General features: G+C 61.0%; 21 protein-coding genes. 5 read left to right on the forward strand and 16 right to left on the reverse strand.

Going from position 1 to position 20,349, the window contains the following annotated elements; all coding sequences use genetic code 11:
* Positions 1–66: 66 nt before the first annotated feature.
* The 6 genes from AC2YB9_RS16280 to AC2YB9_RS16305 all read right to left on the reverse strand — a co-directional run bounded on the left by AC2YB9_RS16280 (position 67) and on the right by AC2YB9_RS16305 (position 6,607).
* A complete protein-coding gene (locus AC2YB9_RS16280) occupies positions 67–1,638 on the reverse strand; it encodes a bifunctional uroporphyrinogen-III C-methyltransferase/uroporphyrinogen-III synthase (RefSeq protein ID WP_487268633.1) in 1,572 nt (523 codons plus the stop codon).
* A gap of 100 nt (positions 1,639–1,738) precedes the next feature.
* Complete coding sequence (gene hemC / locus AC2YB9_RS16285; RefSeq protein WP_487266409.1) at positions 1,739–2,674, reverse strand: hydroxymethylbilane synthase; 936 nt, start codon at positions 2,672–2,674, stop codon at positions 1,739–1,741.
* Positions 2,671–3,966: a glutamyl-tRNA reductase gene (locus tag AC2YB9_RS16290; RefSeq protein WP_487266410.1), complete on the reverse strand. Its 1,296-nt coding sequence runs from the start codon at positions 3,964–3,966 to the stop codon at positions 2,671–2,673. The genes hemC and AC2YB9_RS16290 overlap by 4 nt, the downstream gene beginning before the upstream one ends.
* The gene (locus tag AC2YB9_RS16295) at positions 3,963–4,655 is read right to left on the reverse strand and encodes a redox-sensing transcriptional repressor Rex (RefSeq protein WP_487266411.1); all 693 of its coding nucleotides are present in this window, start codon (positions 4,653–4,655) and stop codon (positions 3,963–3,965) included. Before AC2YB9_RS16295 ends, AC2YB9_RS16290 begins: the two co-directional genes overlap by 4 nt.
* 147 nt (positions 4,656–4,802) lie before the next feature.
* Entirely contained in the window at positions 4,803–5,045 is a 243-nt protein-coding gene (locus tag AC2YB9_RS16300) for a glutaredoxin family protein (RefSeq protein WP_487266412.1), read from the reverse strand.
* Positions 5,042–6,607 carry a class I adenylate-forming enzyme family protein gene (locus AC2YB9_RS16305; RefSeq protein ID WP_487266413.1) on the reverse strand — a complete coding sequence of 522 codons (1,566 nt, stop codon included), beginning with the start codon at positions 6,605–6,607 and terminating at the stop codon, positions 5,042–5,044. The genes AC2YB9_RS16300 and AC2YB9_RS16305 overlap by 4 nt, the downstream gene beginning before the upstream one ends.
* A gap of 52 nt (positions 6,608–6,659) precedes the next feature.
* Between AC2YB9_RS16305 and AC2YB9_RS16310 the strand changes: the two genes are divergently transcribed.
* The 3 genes from AC2YB9_RS16310 (at position 6,660) to AC2YB9_RS16320 (ending at position 9,453) form a co-directional block, all read left to right on the forward strand.
* A complete protein-coding gene (locus AC2YB9_RS16310; protein WP_487266414.1) occupies positions 6,660–7,544 on the forward strand; it encodes an HAD family hydrolase in 885 nt (294 codons plus the stop codon).
* 51 nt (positions 7,545–7,595) lie between these two features.
* A complete protein-coding gene (locus AC2YB9_RS16315) occupies positions 7,596–8,300 on the forward strand; it encodes a sigma-70 family RNA polymerase sigma factor (RefSeq protein ID WP_487266415.1) in 705 nt (234 codons plus the stop codon).
* 91 nt (positions 8,301–8,391) lie between these two features.
* The gene (locus tag AC2YB9_RS16320) at positions 8,392–9,453 is read left to right on the forward strand and encodes a DUF5667 domain-containing protein (protein ID WP_487266416.1); all 1,062 of its coding nucleotides are present in this window, start codon (positions 8,392–8,394) and stop codon (positions 9,451–9,453) included.
* A gap of 52 nt (positions 9,454–9,505) precedes the next feature.
* On the opposite strand, the gene AC2YB9_RS16325 is transcribed toward AC2YB9_RS16320, so the two are convergent.
* From AC2YB9_RS16325 to AC2YB9_RS16370, 10 genes are all read right to left on the reverse strand, one after another.
* Positions 9,506–10,777 (reverse strand): lysophospholipid acyltransferase family protein, encoded by a 1,272-nt coding sequence (locus AC2YB9_RS16325; RefSeq protein ID WP_487266417.1) that lies wholly within the window; start codon positions 10,775–10,777, stop codon positions 9,506–9,508.
* Positions 10,774–11,754, reverse strand: coding sequence for an NAD-dependent epimerase/dehydratase family protein (locus AC2YB9_RS16330; RefSeq protein WP_487266418.1), 981 nt, complete (start codon positions 11,752–11,754; stop codon positions 10,774–10,776). The genes AC2YB9_RS16325 and AC2YB9_RS16330 overlap by 4 nt, the downstream gene beginning before the upstream one ends.
* 3 nt (positions 11,755–11,757) lie before the next feature.
* Positions 11,758–11,859, reverse strand: coding sequence for a 30S ribosomal protein bS22 (locus tag AC2YB9_RS16335; RefSeq protein WP_019143756.1), 102 nt, complete (start codon positions 11,857–11,859; stop codon positions 11,758–11,760).
* Positions 11,860–11,950: 91 nt separating this feature from the next.
* Positions 11,951–12,136: a helix-turn-helix domain-containing protein gene (locus AC2YB9_RS16340; RefSeq protein ID WP_487266419.1), complete on the reverse strand. Its 186-nt coding sequence runs from the start codon at positions 12,134–12,136 to the stop codon at positions 11,951–11,953.
* Between the two features lie 196 nt (positions 12,137–12,332).
* The gene (locus AC2YB9_RS16345) at positions 12,333–13,508 is read right to left on the reverse strand and encodes an acetoin utilization protein AcuC (RefSeq protein ID WP_487266420.1); all 1,176 of its coding nucleotides are present in this window, start codon (positions 13,506–13,508) and stop codon (positions 12,333–12,335) included.
* Positions 13,509–13,525: 17 nt separating this feature from the next.
* Positions 13,526–14,326 carry a pyrroline-5-carboxylate reductase gene (gene proC / locus AC2YB9_RS16350; RefSeq protein WP_487266421.1) on the reverse strand — a complete coding sequence of 267 codons (801 nt, stop codon included), beginning with the start codon at positions 14,324–14,326 and terminating at the stop codon, positions 13,526–13,528.
* A gap of 48 nt (positions 14,327–14,374) precedes the next feature.
* A complete protein-coding gene (locus tag AC2YB9_RS16355) occupies positions 14,375–15,016 on the reverse strand; it encodes a LysE family translocator (protein WP_487266422.1) in 642 nt (213 codons plus the stop codon).
* A 10-nt stretch (positions 15,017–15,026) separates the two neighbouring features.
* Positions 15,027–15,158, reverse strand: a complete 132-nt coding sequence (locus AC2YB9_RS16360; protein WP_487266423.1) for a hypothetical protein — start codon at positions 15,156–15,158, stop codon at positions 15,027–15,029.
* 65 nt (positions 15,159–15,223) lie between these two features.
* Positions 15,224–16,003: a sugar phosphate isomerase/epimerase family protein gene (locus AC2YB9_RS16365; RefSeq protein WP_487268635.1), complete on the reverse strand. Its 780-nt coding sequence runs from the start codon at positions 16,001–16,003 to the stop codon at positions 15,224–15,226.
* Positions 16,004–16,018: 15 nt separating this feature from the next.
* Complete coding sequence (locus AC2YB9_RS16370) at positions 16,019–16,951, reverse strand: Ppx/GppA phosphatase family protein (protein ID WP_487266424.1); 933 nt, start codon at positions 16,949–16,951, stop codon at positions 16,019–16,021.
* Positions 16,952–17,009: 58 nt separating this feature from the next.
* On the opposite strand from AC2YB9_RS16370, the gene AC2YB9_RS16375 reads away from it, so the two are divergent.
* Together AC2YB9_RS16375 and AC2YB9_RS16380 are read left to right on the forward strand one after the other, a co-directional pair.
* Positions 17,010–18,593 (forward strand): FMN-binding glutamate synthase family protein, encoded by a 1,584-nt coding sequence (locus tag AC2YB9_RS16375; protein WP_487266425.1) that lies wholly within the window; start codon positions 17,010–17,012, stop codon positions 18,591–18,593.
* A gap of 21 nt (positions 18,594–18,614) precedes the next feature.
* Entirely contained in the window at positions 18,615–20,342 is a 1,728-nt protein-coding gene (locus AC2YB9_RS16380; protein WP_487266426.1) for a thiamine pyrophosphate-dependent enzyme, read from the forward strand.
* The last annotated feature ends 7 nt before the right edge of the window (positions 20,343–20,349 follow it).

The raw sequence follows: 20,349 nt of genomic DNA on the forward strand, positions 1-20,349 counted from the left end.
CTTTGAAGAAACGACGGTAAGGACGCATCGGCATGAATGCCTTAATGGTCACTCGCCGACGCCTAGTCATGCCCCGCTGGATTTCCGGCGGGTGGAGGGACGGCGCTGCGACGGCTTCGTGACCGCCTCGCCAGCCTCGATGAACGCCAACCGGCGTGCTGCACCGAAGGCCGCGAGTGCATCAGCGAGGACATCGACGGACGGCTTCTCGGCCATCACGTCGACACGCAGGCCATGCTCCTCGGCAGTCTTGACCGTTGCCGGGCCAATGCAGGCGATGATGGTCGTCGCATGCGGCTTGCCAGCGATGCCGACAAGATTGCGGACCGTGGACGACGACGTGAACATCACCGCGTCGAACTTGCCGGTCTTGATCGCTTCGCGGGTCGGCGCCGGCGGCGGAGCAGCCCGAACGGTGCGGTAGGCGGTGACGTCGTCGACCTCCCAGCCGAGCTCGATCAAGCCCGCGACAAGCGTTTCCGTCGCGATATCCGCCCGCGGCAGGAACACTCGGTTGATCGGATCGAGCACGTCGTCATAGGGCGGCCAGTCCTCGAGCAAGCCACGAGCCGACTGCTCACCGCTGGGCAGCAGATCAGCGAGTATGCCCCAGGTCGCGATCGCCTCGGCGGTCTTTTCACCAACCGCTGCAATCTTGAGCCCGGAGAACGCACGCGCGTCTAGCCCGTACTCCTCGAACTTCTCGCGCACAGCCTTGACCGCGTTGACGCTGGTGAAGGCGATCCATTCGTAGCGACCCTCGACGAGGCCGCGGACGGCCTTGTCCATCTGCTGCGGATTGCGCGGTGGCTCGACCGAGATGGTCGGAACCTCTTCGGAAACTGCACCGTAGCCGCGCAGCCGAGCAGCCAGTCCGGCGGACTGCTCCTTGGTGCGGGGCACCAGCACGCGCCAGCCATAAAGCGGCTTGGTTTCGAACCACGACAGTGTGTCGCGCATGTCGACGACGTCGCCGACGACCGTGATGGCCGGCGCTTCCATCTTGGCAGCCTTAACGTCCGCGGCGATGTTCTCGAGCGTCGAAACAACCGTCGACTGTTCGGTCGTCGTGCCAACGCGGGTCATCGCAACCGGGGTCTTGGCCGGGCGTCCGGCCTCGATCAGCCCAGTGGCCACTTCGGCGATGCGCGCGACTGCCGACAACAAAACAAGCGTGTGATTGCCGCCGTGAGCGCTCCAATCGACCTTCGAGTCGCCGACGCTCACGACCGACACATTGCGGTGTGAGCGCGTGGTCAACGGGACACCGGCGTAGGCCGGAACCGCGGTGACCGAGGACAATCCCGGCACGATCTCAAAGCCGATGCCAGCCTTGCTGCAGGCAGCAGCTTCTTCCGGTCCCGTGGAATACGTGAACGGATCGCCGGCGATCAAACGTACGACGTGAGCGCCAGTCTTGGCGTATTTGACGACAAGTTTGGCGCGTGCGGTGTGCGTTAATGCTTGGCCGTCCGCATCGGTGCCGCCGTCCACGATTTCCGCGTCGTTCGTGACGAGCGCGGCGTGTTCGGGCAGTTCCGTGATGACGACGTCGGCCTGACCGAGGATCTCGGCCGCGCGTACGGTCAGCAGACTCGCATCACCTGGTCCGGCGCCGACGAAACTGACATGGCCCATCGGGACCTTGCGCTTCGCCGGAGCAGAGGTGGTTGAATCCACTCGGGTCGCTGTAGAGGTAGTCACAGTGATCTTCTTCCTGAGCTGCCTGTGGGTGCTGTCACGAGACACTTGCCATCAATTCGGCAGCGCCTTCGGCGATCATCTCGGCAGCGAGACGTTCACCGACCGCGGTGGCATCGCTAGGCGATCCCGTTGCGGACATACGGATAGTTGGTGCGCCGGAAACATCTCCGACAATTGCTCGAAGCCACAGCTCGTCACCGTCATCGCCCATGGCGACTTCCGCGAGAGCTCCGACCGGAGCGGTGCAGCCTGCCTCCAACGTGGCAAGAAGGCTGCGCTCTGCAGTCACGGCGACGCGGGTGTCCATGTCGTCCATCATCTGCAGAAGACGAATTGTCACGTCATCATCAACGCGGCATTCGCCAGCAAGCGCTCCCTGCCCAGGGGCAGGAAGCATTTGCAAGGGGTCCAAGGTTTCGGTCGCCTCATCGAGGCGGCCAAGGCGGGCAAGGCCGGCGCGGGCCAACAGGATCGCATCAAGCTCACCGCTTCTGACTTTGCCGATCCGGGTATCGATATTGCCGCGGAGCGGCACGATCTCAAGACCGAGGCCAAGTGCATTGAGTTGCGCCAACCGACGCGGAGCGCCGGTGCCCACGCGAGCGCCCTGCGGCAGCTCGCCAAGGGTCAGTCCGTCACGCGCAACGACGATGTCGCGAGGGTCTTCACGAATAGGAATTGCGGCAACGGTCAGTCGGCTGTCCGGGTAGGTCGGCAGGTCTTTGAGCGAGTGCACCGCCATGTCGACACGATTTTCGGCGAGTGCTTCGCGCAGTGCCGCAACGAAAACGCCCTGTCCGCCGATCTGATTAAGCGGGCCGGGGTTACGGTCGCCCTCGGTGCTGATCCGCACGAGTTCAGTTTCAACGCCGGTGAGCTCGGTTAAACGCACCGCAAACTGCGAGCACTGTGCCACTGCCAACGCGCTCGCGCGGGTGCCGATACGCAATGTCGTTTCAAATCGTGTCATCCGCGATCACCGCTGACGGTCGAGACAGCATCGATGGCCGCCGGATCAAGCGCGAACAGATCGGCCAGCGCATCGGCATAGGTCATTCCATTGGGTCCGCCGGCCAGCTCCTGGATCCGAACGGTCGGCGAATGGATCAGTTTGTCCGCAACCCGCTTGAGCGCCTGCCGTATGTCGGACAATGTCGAGTCGTCGAGATCTGGCCGACGCGATTCGAGGCGGGCGAGTTCGCCGGCGACAACATCGGTGGCCATCGTACGCAGAGCAATCACGGTCGGCGTGACTGTAGAAGCGGCTCGCGCGGCGAGAAAAGCGCTGACCTCATCGGCAACGATCTCGCGTACGCGCTGGATCTCACCGGTGAGCTCGGCAGTCTCAGTCCGTTCGGACAGTATCTGTAGATCGATCAGCGTCACGCCGTCGAGGGTGCCAGCGGCGGTGTCGATATCGCGCGGCAATGCCAGGTCGATCAGGACCATGTCCCGACCATCACGCCCGGCTTCAATGCGTTCCGTATCGAACACAAGGCTGCTGGCACCGGTGCACGTGACAAGCACATCCGCGTGGGCAAGTTCGATGTCGAGCGACTGCCAGCGTACGGCGCTGACCCCGAACGTCGCGACCAATTCGTAGGCCCGCTGGAAAGTTCGGTTGGCCACCATGATGTGACTCGGCGCAACGCCACGTTCAACCAATGTCTTGACCGCGAGGCTGGCCATCGTACCGGCGCCTGCAACGAGGAACCGGGTGGAATCTCCGGTGATCTTGTCACCGGCAGCGTCGAGACTGGCTGTGACAATCGACGGTCCAAGCCGATCGATACCGGTCTCGGCGTGACCGCGCTTGCCAATGCGAAGAGCCTGCTGGAAAAGCAGGTTGAGCGCCGAGCCAACGGTCGATTCGGCCTGCGCAACCTGCAATGAGTCACGCACTTGGCCTAGGATCTGGCTTTCGCCCGGGATCATCGAGTCGAGCCCTGCGGCGACTGCGAACAAATGCGCAACCACAGCTTCGTCGTAGTGGACATAGACATTGGCGACGAAGTCATCTCGATTGACACCGGCTTGATCGGCGAGCAATGCCGACACTTCTTCGACGCTGCCGTGGAACCGATCCGCCTCGACGTAGATCTCGACCCGGTTGCAAGTCGAGACAACGACCGCTTCACTGACAAATTCGGTTTCGAGTACGTTCTGCGAGAGTTTCACGGCCGAATCCGTGTCGAGCGAGACCTGTTCGAGCAGGTCGATCGGGGCCGATTTGTGCGACATACCCACAACGAGAAAACTCACGAGTTCACCGCCGTCTCTTGGCTCGTCGATTTACGTTGCTCGTGATAGGCCAAAATCTGCAATTCAATTGAGAGATCGACCTTTCGGACATCGACGCCATCGGGAACCTGGACGATCGCCGGGGCAAAATTGAGGATGCTGGTGACGCCCGCGGCGACAAGCGCGTCGGCGACCTCTTGGGCAGCCTCGGCCGGCGTCGCGATGATGCCGATCGAGATCCGGCGCTCTTCAACGATCATCGGAAGGTCGGCCAGAGCCGAAACCTGAATCCCGGCAATGTCTTGACCGATGCGGCCGGGATCGGCGTCGACGAGCGCGGCAACGCGAATGCCTCGGGTGGTGAACCCTTGATAATTGGACAACGCGGCGCCGAGATTGCCGACACCGACGATGACAACTTCCCAGTCCTGGGTTTGGCCGATCTCGCGTGCGATCTGATAGCGCAGGTATTCGACGTCATAGCCGACACCCCGCGTGCCGTAGGAGCCTAGATAGGACAGATCTTTGCGCAGCTTGGCGGGATTGACCCCGGCCGCGAGCGAAAGTTCATGGGAGGAGCAGGACACGACGCCTTGATCGGCCAAGGACGTCAGGGCTCGCAAATACACCGGCAGTCTTGCCACCGTGGCATCAGGGATACCACGTTCGGGCACAGCCGAAGGGGGCTGCGGGCTACGAAGTTGTGTCACAGTACTCCTGCAACGCACGACCTTGGATTATCTCAAAGTGCGAAATGGATGCGCGCGCATACCCATGTTAAGAGTTTGTGAACGTGAGAACAAAATCGAGCATGGTGCTTAGTGCCTTAAATCACAACGATTCTGCGTATTCACGCCTCAGCGAGTGAGCGCAGTTTGCAGTCGAACCGGATCAACCCGCCAGAAATCATGCTGTTTACCGTCGACAAAAGTCACGGGAATCTGTTCGCCGTATTTATCAACCAACTCGGGATCATCGAGGATATTGATGCGGGTCCACCCAACTTCCAGCTGGGCACACACCTCGGTAACGATCGCCTCGGCGGTTTCGCACAGATGACAGCCCGGCTTGGTGTAGAAGACGACACGCTCGGCCGTCACTGTTGATCGATGCCCAACGCTTCGCCGCGCGCCAAGGCCCGCAGCCGCCCTTTGGCCACTTTGCCAGTCGCCGAATGCGGCAGGCCTTCCACGATGACAATTTTGTGCGGCCATTTGAACCGGGCGAGCCGATCTTCGCAATGCGTACGGATCATGGCTTCGAGATCATCGCGCGGCCCAGCCGTCGGCACCACGAACATCAGGACGGCTTCCCCGGTTTCCTCATCCGGTATGCCGACCACCGCGACCTGGGCGACGGCCGGCATTTCGGCAACGATCTCTTCGACCTCGGACGGATAAACGTTGAAGCCGGAAACGATCACGAGTTCACGTAGTCGGTCGACGAGGGTCAGATCACCGTCGTCGTCGAGGAAACCGATATCGCCGGTGGCATACCAACCGTCCGCATCCGGTCCGTCAGCCGCGTCCGGCCAGTAACCAGTGAATACGTTGTCGCCGCGCACCCAGATCTCGGCCGGATCGCCCGCCGCTGCATCGGTTCGGTCCGACTCAACAATTCGCAGCTCGATTCCGGGCAACGGTTGACCAACCGAACCGGGTTTGGGGCTTTCGCCCGGAGCGCGTACCGAACCCCAAGTCGTTGAGATGACCGGCGATGTTTCGGTGAGGCCATATCCCTGATCTACCGGCTTGGCCGCAGATGCTTCGAAACTCTGGGCAAGGTCCGGATCCAGCGTCGATGCCCCCGACATGATTCGTTCCACCCCCGCGAGTTTCGTAGCCAGATTGTCGCGGCCCGCCCAAGCTGCGATGACCGGCGGTGCGATGGGCAGGTTGGTGATGCCCTCCCGCTCAATCAGGTCGAGCAACCCGTCAGGATCGAAGCCGTCGACGAGCACGACCTTGGCGCTCTGTTTGACCGCCTGGCCCAAGATCGCGTTGAGCCCATAAATGTGGAAAAACGGCAACAACCCCAGCACGATGTCGTCAGCGTTCATCGGCGGTGGCTCGATCAGCGCGACCTGCTCCAGATTCGCGATGATCGCCCGGTGCGGCAACATCGCTGCCCTGGGCTTGCCGCTCGTACCCGCGGTATAAAGCAGCACAGCGAGCGATTCTGGGTCCTGAGGTGCGACCGGGCAGGCGCCCGTTGCCGCTGCGAGGAAGTCATCGAATGCCGTTTCTTGCGAGCGCGCCTTGACTCCTCCGACGATAACTGTCAGTCCGTCAATCGCGCCGCGAATATTGCGCAGATGCGTGATTCCGACTTCATCACACATCACCACATGTGCCTTCGAGTCGACAAGCATGCGTTCGAGCTCGCGTTCGGAGGAGCGCGGATTCATCGGCACGGCCACCATCCCACCGCGCAGGATGCCAAAATAGGCAACCACTAGGTCGATCCGGTTCGACATGATGAGCGCGACCCGGTGACCGGCAACGAGACCGCGGCTGGAAAGTCCACCTGCGACTGCATCGGCGGCAGCATCAAATTCTCGCCAGGTCATCTCACGTCGACCACCACGATGCTCGACAAGCGCGACGCGGTCGCCACCGCGTTCGGCTGATTCACGCAGGTACTCGCTGACATTTACCGTCACAAACAGGAGTCAACCACAGGACCGGTGCAGGCAATGCCGATAGGCTCGATCTATGTCTCGCGATTCGCTGCCTGATCAGCCGCTCAATCTGAAATCGCGGTCGGTTCTGGCCGGTCAGGCCGCCGCGGCAGCGGCCGAGGTTGAGAACGCGATCCGCCCGGAGGACGATCGCATTGCGGCCGCATTTTTTGACGTCGACAACACAATCATGCAGGGCGCCTCGATCTTCCATCTGGCGCGCGGATTGCATCGCCGACACTTCTTCACGACTCGTGACATCGTCAAGGCCACGTGGCAACAAGCTTATTTCCGCATCGTCGGCGCCGAAGATCCCGAACACATCGCAACGGCACGCGCTTCAGCCCTCGCATTTATTGCCGGCCATACGGTGGCCGAGCTCGAATCGATCGGCGAGGAGATCTTCGATGAAAACATGGCACACAAGATCTGGCCGGGCACCCGAGCACTGGCACAGATCCATCTCGACGACGGGCTTCGAGTCTGGTTGGTGACCGCGGCCCCAATCGAGATCGCCAACACGATTGCGCGCCGGCTCGGTCTCACCGGCGCTTTGGGCACCGTCGCCGAGCACATCGACGGCGTCTACACCGGTCTGCTCGTCGGGGACATGCTTCACGGCGAAGGAAAAGCAGTCGCGATCGCCGCGATCGCCGAACGCGAAGGCCTAGACTTGGCGCGCTGTTACGCCTACTCGGACTCGAGCAATGACCTACCGATGCTTTCGCTTGTCGGCCACCCCTGCGCGGTCAATCCGGACACCAAATTGCGCGCTCATGCCAAAGCACAGGGCTGGCAAGTCCGCGATTACCGAACCGGGCGCAAGGTCGCCTTCGCGAGCGCCAAAACCGCATTTACGGTCGGCGCTGTCGGCGGCACGCTGAAAGGCCTGCAAATTCTTCGACGTAAATTCCGGTGACAGACAGAAAGTTAGGCGTTAGACTCACTATTGGCTTTGGGAGGGTCGTCTGTGAATCTGCCTTGGGGAGAATTGCGTGTTGCGCTAACGCTCGCCCATGCCCTCCCCAATGATGCATCCTTGCTCGTAGCGCTGTCGGTCACAGACGCCGCACCCAATCGCCTACCCGGTGGTGGCAGCGGTGACTCGCATCATGATCAAAACCCCGAAGGCCTGAGACTCCGCGCGCTCGTTGACTTGGCCAAAGAAGGCGATGCCGAGGCATTCGGTCAACTCTATGACCACTATGCACGCGGCATCTTCCGTTTTGTCTACTACCGGGTCGGCTCACGTCAGTTGGCCGAGGACCTCACCAGCGAGACTTTCGTCCGTGGGCTGCGCTCAATCCAGCGGTTCAACTGGCAGGGCAAGGATTTCGGTGCGTGGCTGACCACGATCGCCCGAAATCTGATCGCCGACCACTTCAAATCCAGCCGGTCACGACTCGAAATCGTTTCGGATACGTTGCCGGAGAACACAACGGTCGTGTCAAGCCCCGAGCAGGACGTCCTGTCACTGATCTCGAATGAATTGCTGTATGAAGCGGTCAACCAGTTGCCGAAGGAACAGCGTGACTGCGTGCTGATGCGCTTCATCCAAGGGCTTTCGATTGCCCAGACCGCGGCTGCATTGAATCGCAGCGAGGGCGCGATCAAACAGCTGCAACTCCGTGCGATCCGTGGGCTGTCCAAGCTGATCTCGGAGGACGCCCGATGAACTTGGCCGAAGTCACAAAGACCCACCGTAACCCCGGCCCCCAGCTGCTCGTTGATGTTTATGTATTGAACGACTCCCAAAGGATGCAGCCATGATCGGCCACCGCTCGACCAACGACGTCGAGGCTTTTGCCAACGGCCTTGTCGGCCGTGGAACTCTCGACACTGAGGTTCAAGAGCTGGTCCGCTTTGCCGAAGGTCTGTGTGAGTTCGGCGTCGAGCCAGATCCTGAGTTCATACGGAGTCTTCGTTCCGATCTCATGGTCGAGGCCGACTCCATCCTCGTGAAGTCGACGCCTCGTTCGGCAGTGTCCACCACGGGAACCTCCCATCCCGCACGTCGGCGCCTCATTGCAGCTGCCACCGCGACCATCGCTATGGCGGCAAGTGCCAGTTTGGTCGCCTCCAGCGCGCAAGCGTTGCCCGGCGACATGCTTTATCCGATCAAGCGTGGCGTCGAGAACGTCGAATTGACGCTTCATCACGGCGATGCCGCGCGCGGCAAATTCGAGCTAGCGCAGGCAACCGAACGGCTTGCCGAAGCACAGACACTCGCGAGCCGGTCGGATGACACGAGCAAACAGCAAATGGCCGATTCGCTCAGCGCGTTCACTACCAAGGCAGAATCTGGCTCGCAATCACTGTTTGCCGATTATTCAAATGGTGGCGATCGGACCTCAATCGAGAACGTGAGCACATTCGCCGCGTCGTCGAGTTCAACGCTTGCCGATATGTCACAGGAGTTGCCCGCGACTCAATCGACAGATCTGCTCGCCGCAGCCGCTGCCGCCATTTCCAACCTCGCGACCCAGGCATCATCACTATGTGCCGATTGTGACGCTGCCTCGCTCACTTCGATAACCAAGCGGATCACTGACTTGGTAGGCCCGGCAAAGCAATCAGCGCCGTCAACGGCGAAGGCCAAGCCAAATCAAGCCCAGCAACCCGCCGCTCCCGTTGGTAGCACCCAACCGGGCGGCACTGCTACGAACACGCCGCCCAAGGCTGGGCTGCCGCTGCCATCAGTACCTCCCGTAGCGGCGCCACTAACGGACACCACTAAGACGTTGCTTGGCACGATTGTTGGCGACAATGAAAAGCCCGGTCTTGTCCCGGGGCTGTTGGGCGGACTTTTGAGAACGCCGAAGAAATAGCTCGCTGCTGGCTTCAGCGGGCTCAGCCCGCTAGTCCGCTGACTCACCGCGCTCAGAAGAAGGCGTTGCCGCGGTCGACCAGAAGCTTATAGAGCGTCTGCTGGATCGTCTCGCGTACCTGATCGGTCACGTTGAACAGTAACATCGGGTCATCAGCCGCATCTGGTGGATAAGCATCAGTACGGATCGGCTCACCGAACTCGATGATCCATTTACTGGGCAGCGGGATCATGCCCAGCGGCCCTAACAGCGGGAAAAACGGGGTGACGGGCAGGTACGGAAGGCCGAGGAAACGTGCCAACGAAGGCACATTGCCGACCAACGGGTAGATCTCTTCAGCTCCGACGATCGAGACCGGAACAATCGGCACCTGCGCTCGCATCGCCGAAGAGACGAAACCACCCCGTCCGAACCGTTGCAGCTTGTAACGGTCGGCGAAGGGCTTGCCAATGCCCTTGAATCCTTCGGGCCAGACACCAGCCAACTCGCCAGTTGTCAGCAGTCGTTCGGCGTCCTCTGCGCATGCCAGAGTCGCGCCGACCTTACGGGCAATCTGCCCGATGACCGGCAGCGAGAACACGAGATCGGCGCCAAGTGGACGAAGGTTTCGGCCCGCATATTTTTGGACCGCATAACCGGTGATCAACCCATCGATGGGAACCGTTCCAGAGTGATTGGCGACCAACAACGCGCCGCCGACAGCCGGAATGTTCTCGACGCCACGCACCTCAAGGCGGAACCACTTCTCGGCAATCGGTTCAACTGCTGCGGTGAAAATTTCGGTGATCTGCGGATCGAAGCCGAATGCGTCGACCTCATAGTCGCCAGCTAGCCGTTTGCGGAGACCGGCCAGAATTCCCGCGATACGAGCCTCCCAATCAGCACCTAGGATCCGCTGCGATGCGCCGATGAGCGCGACGATGATCTCGTCGAGTGGGATTCCGGCTGGCAATGCGGCCGACGTCTGGGTGCGTGTGGCCTTGGCCTTTGCCGCGGCTGCAGTCGCAGCTGCAGTTGCGGCATCCTCATCGGTCACTGCGCGAAGCTTGGGCTTGCTCGACGGCTGCTTCGGCGGATTAGTCTTCGACGCTGCTGGCTTGACGGTTGGACCCGAACCGGCTGCGGCCGATGCTTTCGGTGCCACCTTCTTGGCGGCGGCCTTGTTGGCGGGGGCCTTCTTCGGCACTGGCTTCTTGGCCGCTGGCTTGTTGCCACCGGCAAGCGACCGTGCCGCCGACGACGGGGTCGCATGGGAATTGCCGCGCCCAGCTTTGCCGCGCGTGCCGATCGGAATCGATTTGTTGCGTAGGTCGTCATCGTTCATCGGTGACCTCCAATTCCGGCAAATACACCAGGCTTGCTGGCCCGACGGTACTCGTCAAGAACGGCTTCGGTCGTATGCAGTAATTGGTAGCCGAAAATATCGCGAAGCGCTGACGTGTCGACGACCCTGCCGTAGGTGAGCAGTCGGTGCAAATCTGGTGAAATCTCCGAGCCCATCAGTCGTACGAGCCGGCGAGCGGCTGCGCCGAAACCGATCGGCGGCAACGGCAGGACTGGACGGCCGAGTCGGCGGGCGGCCTGGCTGAGTAGGACCACGCCATCACCGGCGACGTTGAAAGTGCCGGGCCGGTCGTTAAGAACGGCCTCGACGAGGACATTCATCGCGTCGTCGACGTGGAGGAATTGCAGCCGCGGGTCAAAGCCAATCGCGGCCGGCAGCACCGGATTCTCGAAATAGGAGCCGAACGACGACTCGACTTCCGCGTGCAGAATGTTGGCCGCACGGAATGTGGTGATGAGAATTTCAGGACGACGGCGGGCAAAGCCACGCACATACGCCTCAACCTCAACGATGTCCTTGGGAAATCCAGTCCGAGCACCGCCAAGTGCCGACGAGGATTCAGTGAACATCGCCGGATCACGCGGCGAGGTCCCGTAGACCGCGGTCGACGAGCCAAGAATGAACTTCTCCACCGTGGCAGCACGCTGGCACGCGGCCAACAATTGCATCGTGCCGATGACATTGGTTTCTTTGCTGCCGCCGCCGCCGCGTTCCTCAGGCCCCACCCCAAGGTGTACGACCGTATCGACTTCCTCGACTGCAATGACTTTGGCAACGACCGGAGTGCGGATATCCGCGCGGACATATTTGACCCCACCAAGATCGCCCTCGGGGGGTACCACATCGATGCCGACAACCTTGTCAATTCCGGCCGATTCGCCCATAACCGCCAGCCGTCGCGCAAAACGCGAGGATAGGTCCCGTGAAAGACCTGTGACTAGGACGATTCGGCCCATGGACTACTTGCCTAAACGACGACGCTGCACTCGGGTGCGCTTGAGCATCTTGCGGTGTTTCTTCTTCGACATCCGCTTGCGACGCTTCTTGATGACAGAACCCACGGTTCACCCTCTAAAGAACTTGAAACTACGTTGTTCCAGCGTACGGGGCGACTCCCGACGGGCTGTCACTGGGCCAGTAAAACTGGCAGGATCATCCTGCTTCGAAGAACGAGCGGCTCAGGTATTGCTCGAGAATGTGTTCGGGCACCCGGAATGAGCGGCCGACGCGCACGGCCTCAAGCTCGCCGTTGTGCACCAAACGGTAGACAGTCATCTTGGAGACACGCATCTGCGTCGCGACTTCGGCGACGGTCAAAAACTTGACGCTTGACGGCATGACACCTCTCCTATTGGCACAGGCCAAATTGGCTCGGGGCACGCGCGCTCTCCGGCTTCCCCACCGGAGATGACGCGCGCGTGCTTGAAGTTGAGAGTAGTGCCTGATGGGGCTGTTGCGGTAGTTGTTGACAAAAATACTTCGTTTTGTGGACGGACGCCCCCAAAAAGACCGCAGAAAAGTCACGATTGGCCGCTCAAGGTTGCGGATCTAGCCCATGGGTTGGGAACAGCGCCGTACGGGTTGCCATGATCGAGCGATCGAGCCAACTGGCGGGGTCATAGCCCCTCTCCCAGGGGCGATACAGCACATGCCGCCCGTCAGTCATCCGCATCGGTGCGGGCGATCCACGCAACTCAGCGACCCGCGCACGCCAACGCTCAGGTGTGAGGATCGTCGGATCCAGCGGCGTACCCGAGACGACGGCCAGAAGATGGGTCCAAGCGCGCGGCACGACCTGCAAAACGGCATAACCGCCACCACCGGTGGTCACCCATTTGCCGTCGCAGAGTTCGTCGGCAAGTTCACTTAACGCAAGGTAGGCAGCGCGCTGTCCATCAACGCTCAACATGAGATTGGTGAGCGGGTCGTCCATATGCGAATCGCAACCCTGCTGAGTCACCATGATCTCGGGCGCGAACTCGCGTAGCAACGGCGGGATGACCGCATGGAACGCTCGCAACCAACCGGCATCGGAGGTGCCCGGCGGCAGCGCAATGTTGACCGCGGATCCTTCCGCACCTTCGGCGCCCGTCTCAGTCGCATAACCGGTCCCGGGAAACAGCGTTTGAGGCCCCTCATGGATCGACAGGGTAAGCACCCGTGGGTCGTCGTAAAACATCGTCTGGACCCCATCCCCGTGGTGGGCGTCGACATCGACGTAGGCGACCCGCTGGGCACCGTTGTCGAGGAGCCAACGGATCGCCAGTGCGACATCGTTATAGATGCAGAAGCCGCTGGCATGATCGGGCATCGCGTGGTGGAGTCCGCCGCTGATGTTGATCGCGTGTTTGCTCACCCCGGTCCACACCCGGCGCGCCGCCTCAACGCTGGCGCCGGCAATCAGGGCACTCGCATCATGCATGTGCTCAAACACCGGGTTGTCTTCGGTGCCAAGCCCGAACTTGCCAGCGCCGTAAATCGGATGGGCGCTCAGTTTCTTGACCGCTTCGATGTAAGCGGGCGAATGAATCAACGCGAGGTCGTCGTCGGTCGCGGGAGTTGCGCCGACGATGTCAACCGACTCCAAGACGCCGAGTTCTTCGGCCAGCTGCATTGTCAGGTCGATGCGTACCGGCGCCATCGGATGGCTCTGGCCGAAGTTGTATTCGATGAGACGCTTATCGAATACCACGCTTGCACGAGTTGACATACCGTTCACACTAACTTCTATCCGGACAATTCCGCAGAGCGGCGAGCCGCGGCAACGACACCGGCCGCAATCGAATCCTTGACCTCATGTGCGTCGAACGTCTCGATGCCAGCGGCGGTTGTTCCATTGGGCGAGGTCACTCGCTTGCGCAGCAGCTCAGGCCCGTCCGCTGATTCGGCCAGCAATTTCGCCGCACCGACGATCGTTTGGGTGGTCAGCAGCCGCGCAGTGTCCGGATCAAGACCGGCTGTCACGCCACCAGCAATCATCGCCTCGGCCAGATAGAACACGTACGCAGGTCCCGATCCTGAAACTCCAGTCAACGCATCCTGCTGTGCTTCCTCAATGACGACGACCTTGCCGCCGGCGGCAAGGAGGTCGCTCGCAACGGCAAGCTGTTCGGGGCTGCAATCCTTGCCAGCCGAGAGGCCAAACATGCCTTCACCGACGAGTGCGGGGGTGTTCGGCATGACGCGGATGACCGCAACCCCGGCGGCAACGGCCGCTTCAATCGATTCGATCTTGACGCCGGCGGCAATCGAAAGCAGTGTCGTTCCCGGCCGCACCGCAGCGCCGATCTCAGCCAACACCGCGCCGATGTCCTGCGGCTTCACAACGAGCAACACCACATCGGCCGACGCAACCGCCTTGGCGCTGTCGACGACCTGAACCCCATACTTCGCACGAAGTTCGGCAGCCCGCTCGGCACGCTTCTCGGTGATGACAACATCGTCGGGCGAATGGCCGGCCGAGAGGAAGGTCGACAGCAATGTCTCGCCCATGACTCCCGCACCGATAATTGCGATCTTGATGCTCATGCCGTAACTCTAGGCGGTCACCGAGTTACGCCCAGGTGGCCTTGCCGATCAGCGATGCTCGCCAGTCAACGCAACGCCGACGCCAAGCGCAATCATTGACGAGCCACCGATCGCGCCGAGGAGTTCGCCCCGTTTGGTCGAGGCCAGAAACCACGCACGTAGTTGGCTGGCAATGATCGCCCAAACCGAATCGGACACGATGCCAATGCTGAAGGCCAGCAGTCCGAGGATAAGCATTTGGGCCGGCACCTGGCCTTCGCCACGATCGACAAATTGTGGGAGGACCGAGGCGAAGATGATGAATGCCTTCGGATTGGAAAATCCGACAATGAAGCCCTGTCGAGCGGCCGCGAACGCCGACATCGACCCACCCTCCTGGCCGATCTTGGCGACCGAGAATTCCTTGCGGTGGGCGATCGCCTGGATTCCCAGCCAGATCAGATAGGCCGCGCCGACAAATTTGATCAGCAGAAAAACGGTTTCAGATTGCTGAACGATCGTCCCCAGTCCGAAGGCTACGAAAATGAGAATGACCAACAGTCCCGTTGAGTTGCCAAGAACGGTCACCAACGCGACCCCGCGCCCGTATGCGAGCGCGCGGCCAATGACGAAAACGACGCTTGGGCCGGGGATCACAATCAGAATGAAGGCGGCAACAGCGAAGCCGAGGAGATGCTCGGTGGAAACCATGAAATGGAGGCTATCGCGGGTACACGATCACTGGGGCAAAATAGGCCACCAGCGTCACAGCAACGAACGCGGCAACCGCCGCACCACTCAGCCAAACCTCGCCCGGATGCTTACCTGGTCCCACCCCGATATCTGATTGCATACCCGCAGGCTATCGGTTCAAGACCCCTGACCGGAGCTCGGAATTTAGTTTTTGAGGTACGGCTGTCACGCGCTCAGATGCAGCTTCGTGAATGCCAAAGCCTCGAGCAAATCGGCTTCCTTCGCCGTATGATCGCCCGACTTGCGAGTGTTAATTTCGACAATGATGTGGCCGGCGAAGTCGCTGCCTGCCACATAGGCCAGAAACTCCTCGCACGGCTGCGTGCCGCGACCCGGCACGAGGTGCTCGTCCTTGGCTGAGCCGCCGCCGTCGCTCATGTGAATATGGGTCAGCCGGTCGCCGAGTGCCTTGGCAACATCAAGTGCGCTCTGACTGGCCGTGGCACAATGCGAGAGATCGAGCGTCACATGAGAGTAACTCTGTTCGAGCGGATCCCAGCCGGGCGAATAGGCCTGGAACTCGCGCTTGCCAGTACGCCACGGGTACATGTTCTCGACCGCGTACACCATGTCCATCTCGGCTTCGAGTTTGTCGATCCCGTCGACGAAATGCCGGGCATAGTCGCGCTGCCAGCGAAATGGCGGATGCACAACAACGGTGTCCGCACCAACCGTGTGTGCCATCTCGGCACTCTTCTTCAACTTGCCCCATGGATCGGTGCCCCAGACCCGCTGGGTTACTAATAGACAGGGCGCATGAATTGAGACGATCGGAATTTCATGCTGCTCGCTGAGGCTGTGCACCGCCTCGATGTCAGCACTGACGTCGTCGATACCGACCATGACCTCAACGCCGTCATAGCCCAGCCGTTTGGCCAACTCGAAGCCGCTCGCGGTCGATCCGGGATAGACCGACGACGTGGAGAGCGAAATATTTGCAGGCATGGGCACCACCCCAGCCTAGAGGTGGTCAAGGTGTTGCAAAAGGACGCCTTCGCGTAACGCCCACGGACAGATCTCCAGTTCGTCGAGTCCGAACAGGTCCATCGTGGCGTCGGCAACCATCGCGCCGGCGAACATCTGATGCGCTCGGTCGAGCGAAACGCCTGGTAGTCCCGCAATCGCATCGATGTCCATGACCGCAAGTTGATCGACTAATGCGGACACGTCACGGTGGCGCAAGTGGCGGCGCACGTATGGGCCATCGGCCGACGATGCAGCACCACACATACGGGCCAATGAACGGAATGTCTTGCTGGTACCGACGGCATGATCGAACGCGCCACCGCGCAAGATCGCGCCGGCGTCCTCGGCAATCGAAGTACGGATGTGAAGCCGCAATTCTTCGGCCGACCGCCCAGCGGACAACCAGTCGCGCGTAATGCGCCCGGCCCCAAGCGGAAGCGATTGGGCAATTGCGGGCGACTCATCGCGACCGCAGGCGAACTCAAGCGACCCGCCACCGATGTCGAATACCCCGAGCCGGCCCGACGACCAGCCAAACCAGCGACGTACGGCAAGAAAGGTCAACCGAGCCTCGTCAGCGCCGGGCAAAACTTGAAGATCGATGCCAGTCGTGATGTTGACTTGATTGAGCACAGCATCGGCATTGACCGCATCCCGCACCGCCGATGTAGCGAACGCAATGACCGTAGTGCAGCCGAGGTCCTCCGCCTGAGCCTTGGCCTCGCGCACATATTTGACCAGGCTGGCGATGCCATCATCGGTCACCGAATTGTCGGCGCTGAGATGCTCCGCCAGCCGTAACGGCTCCTTGTAGGAATGCGCCGGGACCGGCGGACCGCCGCGAAACGCATCGACAATCAGCAGGTGGCCGGTGTTGGAACCGATGTCCAGAACGCCCATGCGCATGACCCCATCGTCCCACGTCACGGATCCGATCCGGCCGAAGGCACCTGAAATATGGATAAAAGAGGAGTACTAATTACTAATGCTTCGTTTCTCGATACTCGCCTGCTTGGGCGTTCTCGTCATCCTTGCCAGCGTCACCGCCGCAATCGGCTCGGCCGCTTGGTGGGTCTTGGCGGCGCTGCTCGTCATCGTGCTCCTCACCGCAATCTTCGATGTCGTACAGAAAAAGCACTCGATCCTCCGCAACTATCCAGTTATCGGGCACATGCGCTTCCTGATGGAGTTCATCCGCCCCGAAATGCAGCAATATTTCATCGAACGCGATACCGACGGTCGGCCGTTCCCACGCGAAACCCGCTCGATCATCTACGAACGCGCCAAAGGGATCCATGGCGATGCCGCCTACGGAACCCAACACGACGTGTATGAATCGGGATATGAATATCTGGTCCATTCGACAGCGCCGGCGGACATTCCCGAACATCCTCATCGCACGGTGATCGGCGGCCCGGACTGCAAGCTTCCGTACTCCATGTCCCTGCTCAACGTGTCTGCCATGAGTTTCGGCGCTTTATCGGGAAATGCAATCATGGCACTCAACAAGGGCGCGAAACTGGGCGGTTTCGCCCATGACACGGGTGAAGGTGGCATCAGCAAATATCACCTCGAACACGGTGGCGACCTGGTCTGGGAGATCGGCAGCGGCTATTTCGGCGCACGCACCGCGGACGGCGATTTTGATCCCGCGATGTATGCCGATCACGCCGCTCACGAATCGGTCAAATGCTTATCACTCAAACTGAGCCAAGGCGCGAAACCCGGCATCGGCGGCGTTCTTCCAGCGGGGAAGGTCACCGCTGAGATTGCTGCGGCTCGCAATGTTCCGGTCGGGGTCAAATGCATCAGTCCGGCCGCGCACAAGGTGTTCTCGACCCCGCGCGAACTTGTGCTCTTCATCGCACGTATGCGCGAGTTGGGCAAAGGCAAACCGGTTGGCTTCAAACTCTGTGTGGGCTCGCGAGTCGATCTGTTGGCGATCTGCAAGGCCATGGCGGCCGAAGGCGTCACTCCTGATTTCATCATCGTGGACGGGTCCGAGGGCGGCACCGGCGCAGCGCCATTGGAATATGAAAATGTGGTGGGAACACCACTCACCGAGGGCCTCATCATGATGCACAACGCACTGGTCGGCGTTGGGCTTCGTGATCGAATCAAGCTCGGCGCCTCCGGGAAGGTCGCCACCGGCGCTGATCTGGTCGCGCGGCTCGCTCAGGGTGCCGACTACACGAATGCCGCGCGCCCCATGATGATGGCGACTGGTTGTATCCAGTCATTGCGCTGCCACACCAATCACTGCCCAGTCGGTGTCGCGACCCAGGACCCACGTCGAGCTCGGGCCCTCGACGTCGAAGACAAAAGTATGCGGGTGTTTCGTTATCACGATGCGACTGTTGCCGAGGCCTGCCAAATAATCGCGACGATGGGCGTCGATTCGCCTGATCAGTTGAAGCCGCACATGCTGCGACGGATGATCGGCGACACCCAGACTCGTTCCTACACTGAGCTTCACGAATGGCTCGAACCTGAGCAACTACTTCAAGAGCCACCGACCTCCTGGGCTGCCGATTGGCAAGCCGCAGACGCGGATCGTTTCCGTCCCTGAAATCCGATCGAAAGGCACTCCATGAGCACCGTCGCAGAGACCCTCGTCCAAGCCCTCGTCCAATTGGGAGTCAAGAGCGTTTGGGGAGTCGTTGGGGACGCCCTCAATCCCGTAACCGATGCGATCCGACGCGAAGAGCGAATCGAATGGATCGGTGTACGTCACGAAGAGGCTGGCGCCTTCGCCGCGTCCGCCCAGGCCCAGTTGTCCGGCACTTTGGGCGTCTGCATGGGCACTGTCGGGCCGGGTTCAATTCATCTCCTCAACGGCCTATACGACGCAAAAAAATCCCATGCCCCCGTGCTCGCGATCTGCGGGCAGGTTCCGCTTGCCGAGTTGGGCAGCGACTACTTCCAAGAGGTGAACAACGATCTGCTTTTCACCGACGTCGCCGAATTTACCCGGACGATCACAAGCCCTTCGCAGTTGCCGTACATGTTGGAACAGGCCGTCAACACCGCGCTTGAGCGCCAAGGAGTCGCGGTCCTCACGCTGCCCGGGGACATTGGCGGTCTAGAGATGGACAAGCACGCCGCCGAACCGAAATTCGTCGATCTTCACCCGTCCACGACACCCGACGCGGACCTTTTGGCCAAGGCCGCAGGACTTCTCAATGGTGCCCACAAGGTCACGATGCTGGTCGGTATGGGCGCACGCGACGCCCGCGAGGCGGTTCTGTCGACGGCCGAAGCGCTATCCGCCCCGATGGTCCTGACGCTCAAGGCCAAAGAAGGCCTCGAGCACGACAACGTTTTTCAGGTCGGACAGTCCGGGTTGATCGGCAATCCCGCCACGCAGGTGGCGTTCGACGAATGTGACGTGCTGCTCATGGTCGGCACCGATTTCCCCTACCGCGAGTGGTATCCCGCGGGAAAGACCGTCATCCAGATTGATTCGCGCGGCGAACACATCGGCCGGCGCACCCACGTTGATCTGGGGCTCGTCGGCCACAGCAGATCGACACTCGAGGCTCTGCTGCCGCTGCTCAGTCGACAGAACAATGCTGATCATCTCGACGACGCGCGCGGACGCTACCAGTCTTGGCGCGAAGGCCAATCCCGGCTGATCGATCCAGACTTCGATCACGAGCGACTCGGACGCATCCGGCAGGCTTTCGACAACCGTGCGCATGCGATCCGACCCGAGGCACTCGCGGCCGCGGTGGATCGACACGCTACCAGCGATGCGATCTTCGCCACCGACACCGGCATGTCGACCGCGTGGCTGGCCCGGTTCGTCACGATGAGCGATCAGCGTCGCCTGATCGGTTCATTCAACCTAGGCTCGATGGCCAATGCCATGCCCCAATCGCTCGGCGCCGCTGCCTTGGACCGAAAGCGTCAGACCATCGCGTTCTGCGGGGATGGCGGCCTCACGATGCTGCTCGGCGACCTGATAACCGCAGTGAGTTATGACCTCCCGGTGAAGTTGATCGTGTTCGATAATTCTCGACTCGGCATGGTGAAACTCGAACAAGAGCAAGGCGGCCTGCCTGAATTCGGCACAATTCTGGCCAATCCCGATCTTTCGGCAGTGGCCCGTGCCTGCGGACTTCACGCGGTCCGGGTGGAGGACCCGAACGAGGTGGACAGCGCGGTCAAAGCGATCCTCGCCCATGACGGTCCAGCGCTGCTCGACGTGGTCACCAACCCCGATGAGATTGCACTGCCACCGAAACCCACGCTGGCAGAGGGCTGGGGTTTCGCGATCGCGAAGGTCAAGGAGACCCTTCGTTCGCCGGGCGAATGACGCCACC

This window comes from Aeromicrobium changchenzhani (genome assembly GCF_057586615.1).

What these genes read in the sequence shown, in the direction of transcription:
- AC2YB9_RS16280 (WP_487268633.1), bottom strand. Translation starts at nt 1,638, where the DNA reads ATGGGCCATGTCAGTTTCGTCGGCGCCGGACCAGGTGATGCGAGTCTG.
- hemC (WP_487266409.1), bottom strand. Translation starts at nt 2,674, where the DNA reads ATGACACGATTTGAAACGACATTGCGTATCGGCACCCGCGCGAGCGCG.
- AC2YB9_RS16310 (WP_487266414.1), top strand. Translation starts at nt 6,660, where the DNA reads ATGTCTCGCGATTCGCTGCCTGATCAGCCGCTCAATCTGAAATCGCGG.
- AC2YB9_RS16320 (WP_487266416.1), top strand. Translation starts at nt 8,392, where the DNA reads ATGATCGGCCACCGCTCGACCAACGACGTCGAGGCTTTTGCCAACGGC.
- AC2YB9_RS16325 (WP_487266417.1), bottom strand. Translation starts at nt 10,777, where the DNA reads ATGAACGATGACGACCTACGCAACAAATCGATTCCGATCGGCACGCGC.
- AC2YB9_RS16330 (WP_487266418.1), bottom strand. Translation starts at nt 11,754, where the DNA reads ATGGGCCGAATCGTCCTAGTCACAGGTCTTTCACGGGACCTATCCTCG.
- AC2YB9_RS16340 (WP_487266419.1), bottom strand. Translation starts at nt 12,136, where the DNA reads ATGCCGTCAAGCGTCAAGTTTTTGACCGTCGCCGAAGTCGCGACGCAG.
- AC2YB9_RS16345 (WP_487266420.1), bottom strand. Translation starts at nt 13,508, where the DNA reads ATGTCAACTCGTGCAAGCGTGGTATTCGATAAGCGTCTCATCGAATAC.
- proC (WP_487266421.1), bottom strand. Translation starts at nt 14,326, where the DNA reads ATGAGCATCAAGATCGCAATTATCGGTGCGGGAGTCATGGGCGAGACA.
- AC2YB9_RS16355 (WP_487266422.1), bottom strand. Translation starts at nt 15,016, where the DNA reads ATGGTTTCCACCGAGCATCTCCTCGGCTTCGCTGTTGCCGCCTTCATT.
- AC2YB9_RS16360 (WP_487266423.1), bottom strand. Translation starts at nt 15,158, where the DNA reads ATGCAATCAGATATCGGGGTGGGACCAGGTAAGCATCCGGGCGAGGTT.
- AC2YB9_RS16365 (WP_487268635.1), bottom strand. Translation starts at nt 16,003, where the DNA reads ATGCCTGCAAATATTTCGCTCTCCACGTCGTCGGTCTATCCCGGATCG.
- AC2YB9_RS16375 (WP_487266425.1), top strand. Translation starts at nt 17,010, where the DNA reads ATGCTTCGTTTCTCGATACTCGCCTGCTTGGGCGTTCTCGTCATCCTT.
- AC2YB9_RS16380 (WP_487266426.1), top strand. Translation starts at nt 18,615, where the DNA reads ATGAGCACCGTCGCAGAGACCCTCGTCCAAGCCCTCGTCCAATTGGGA.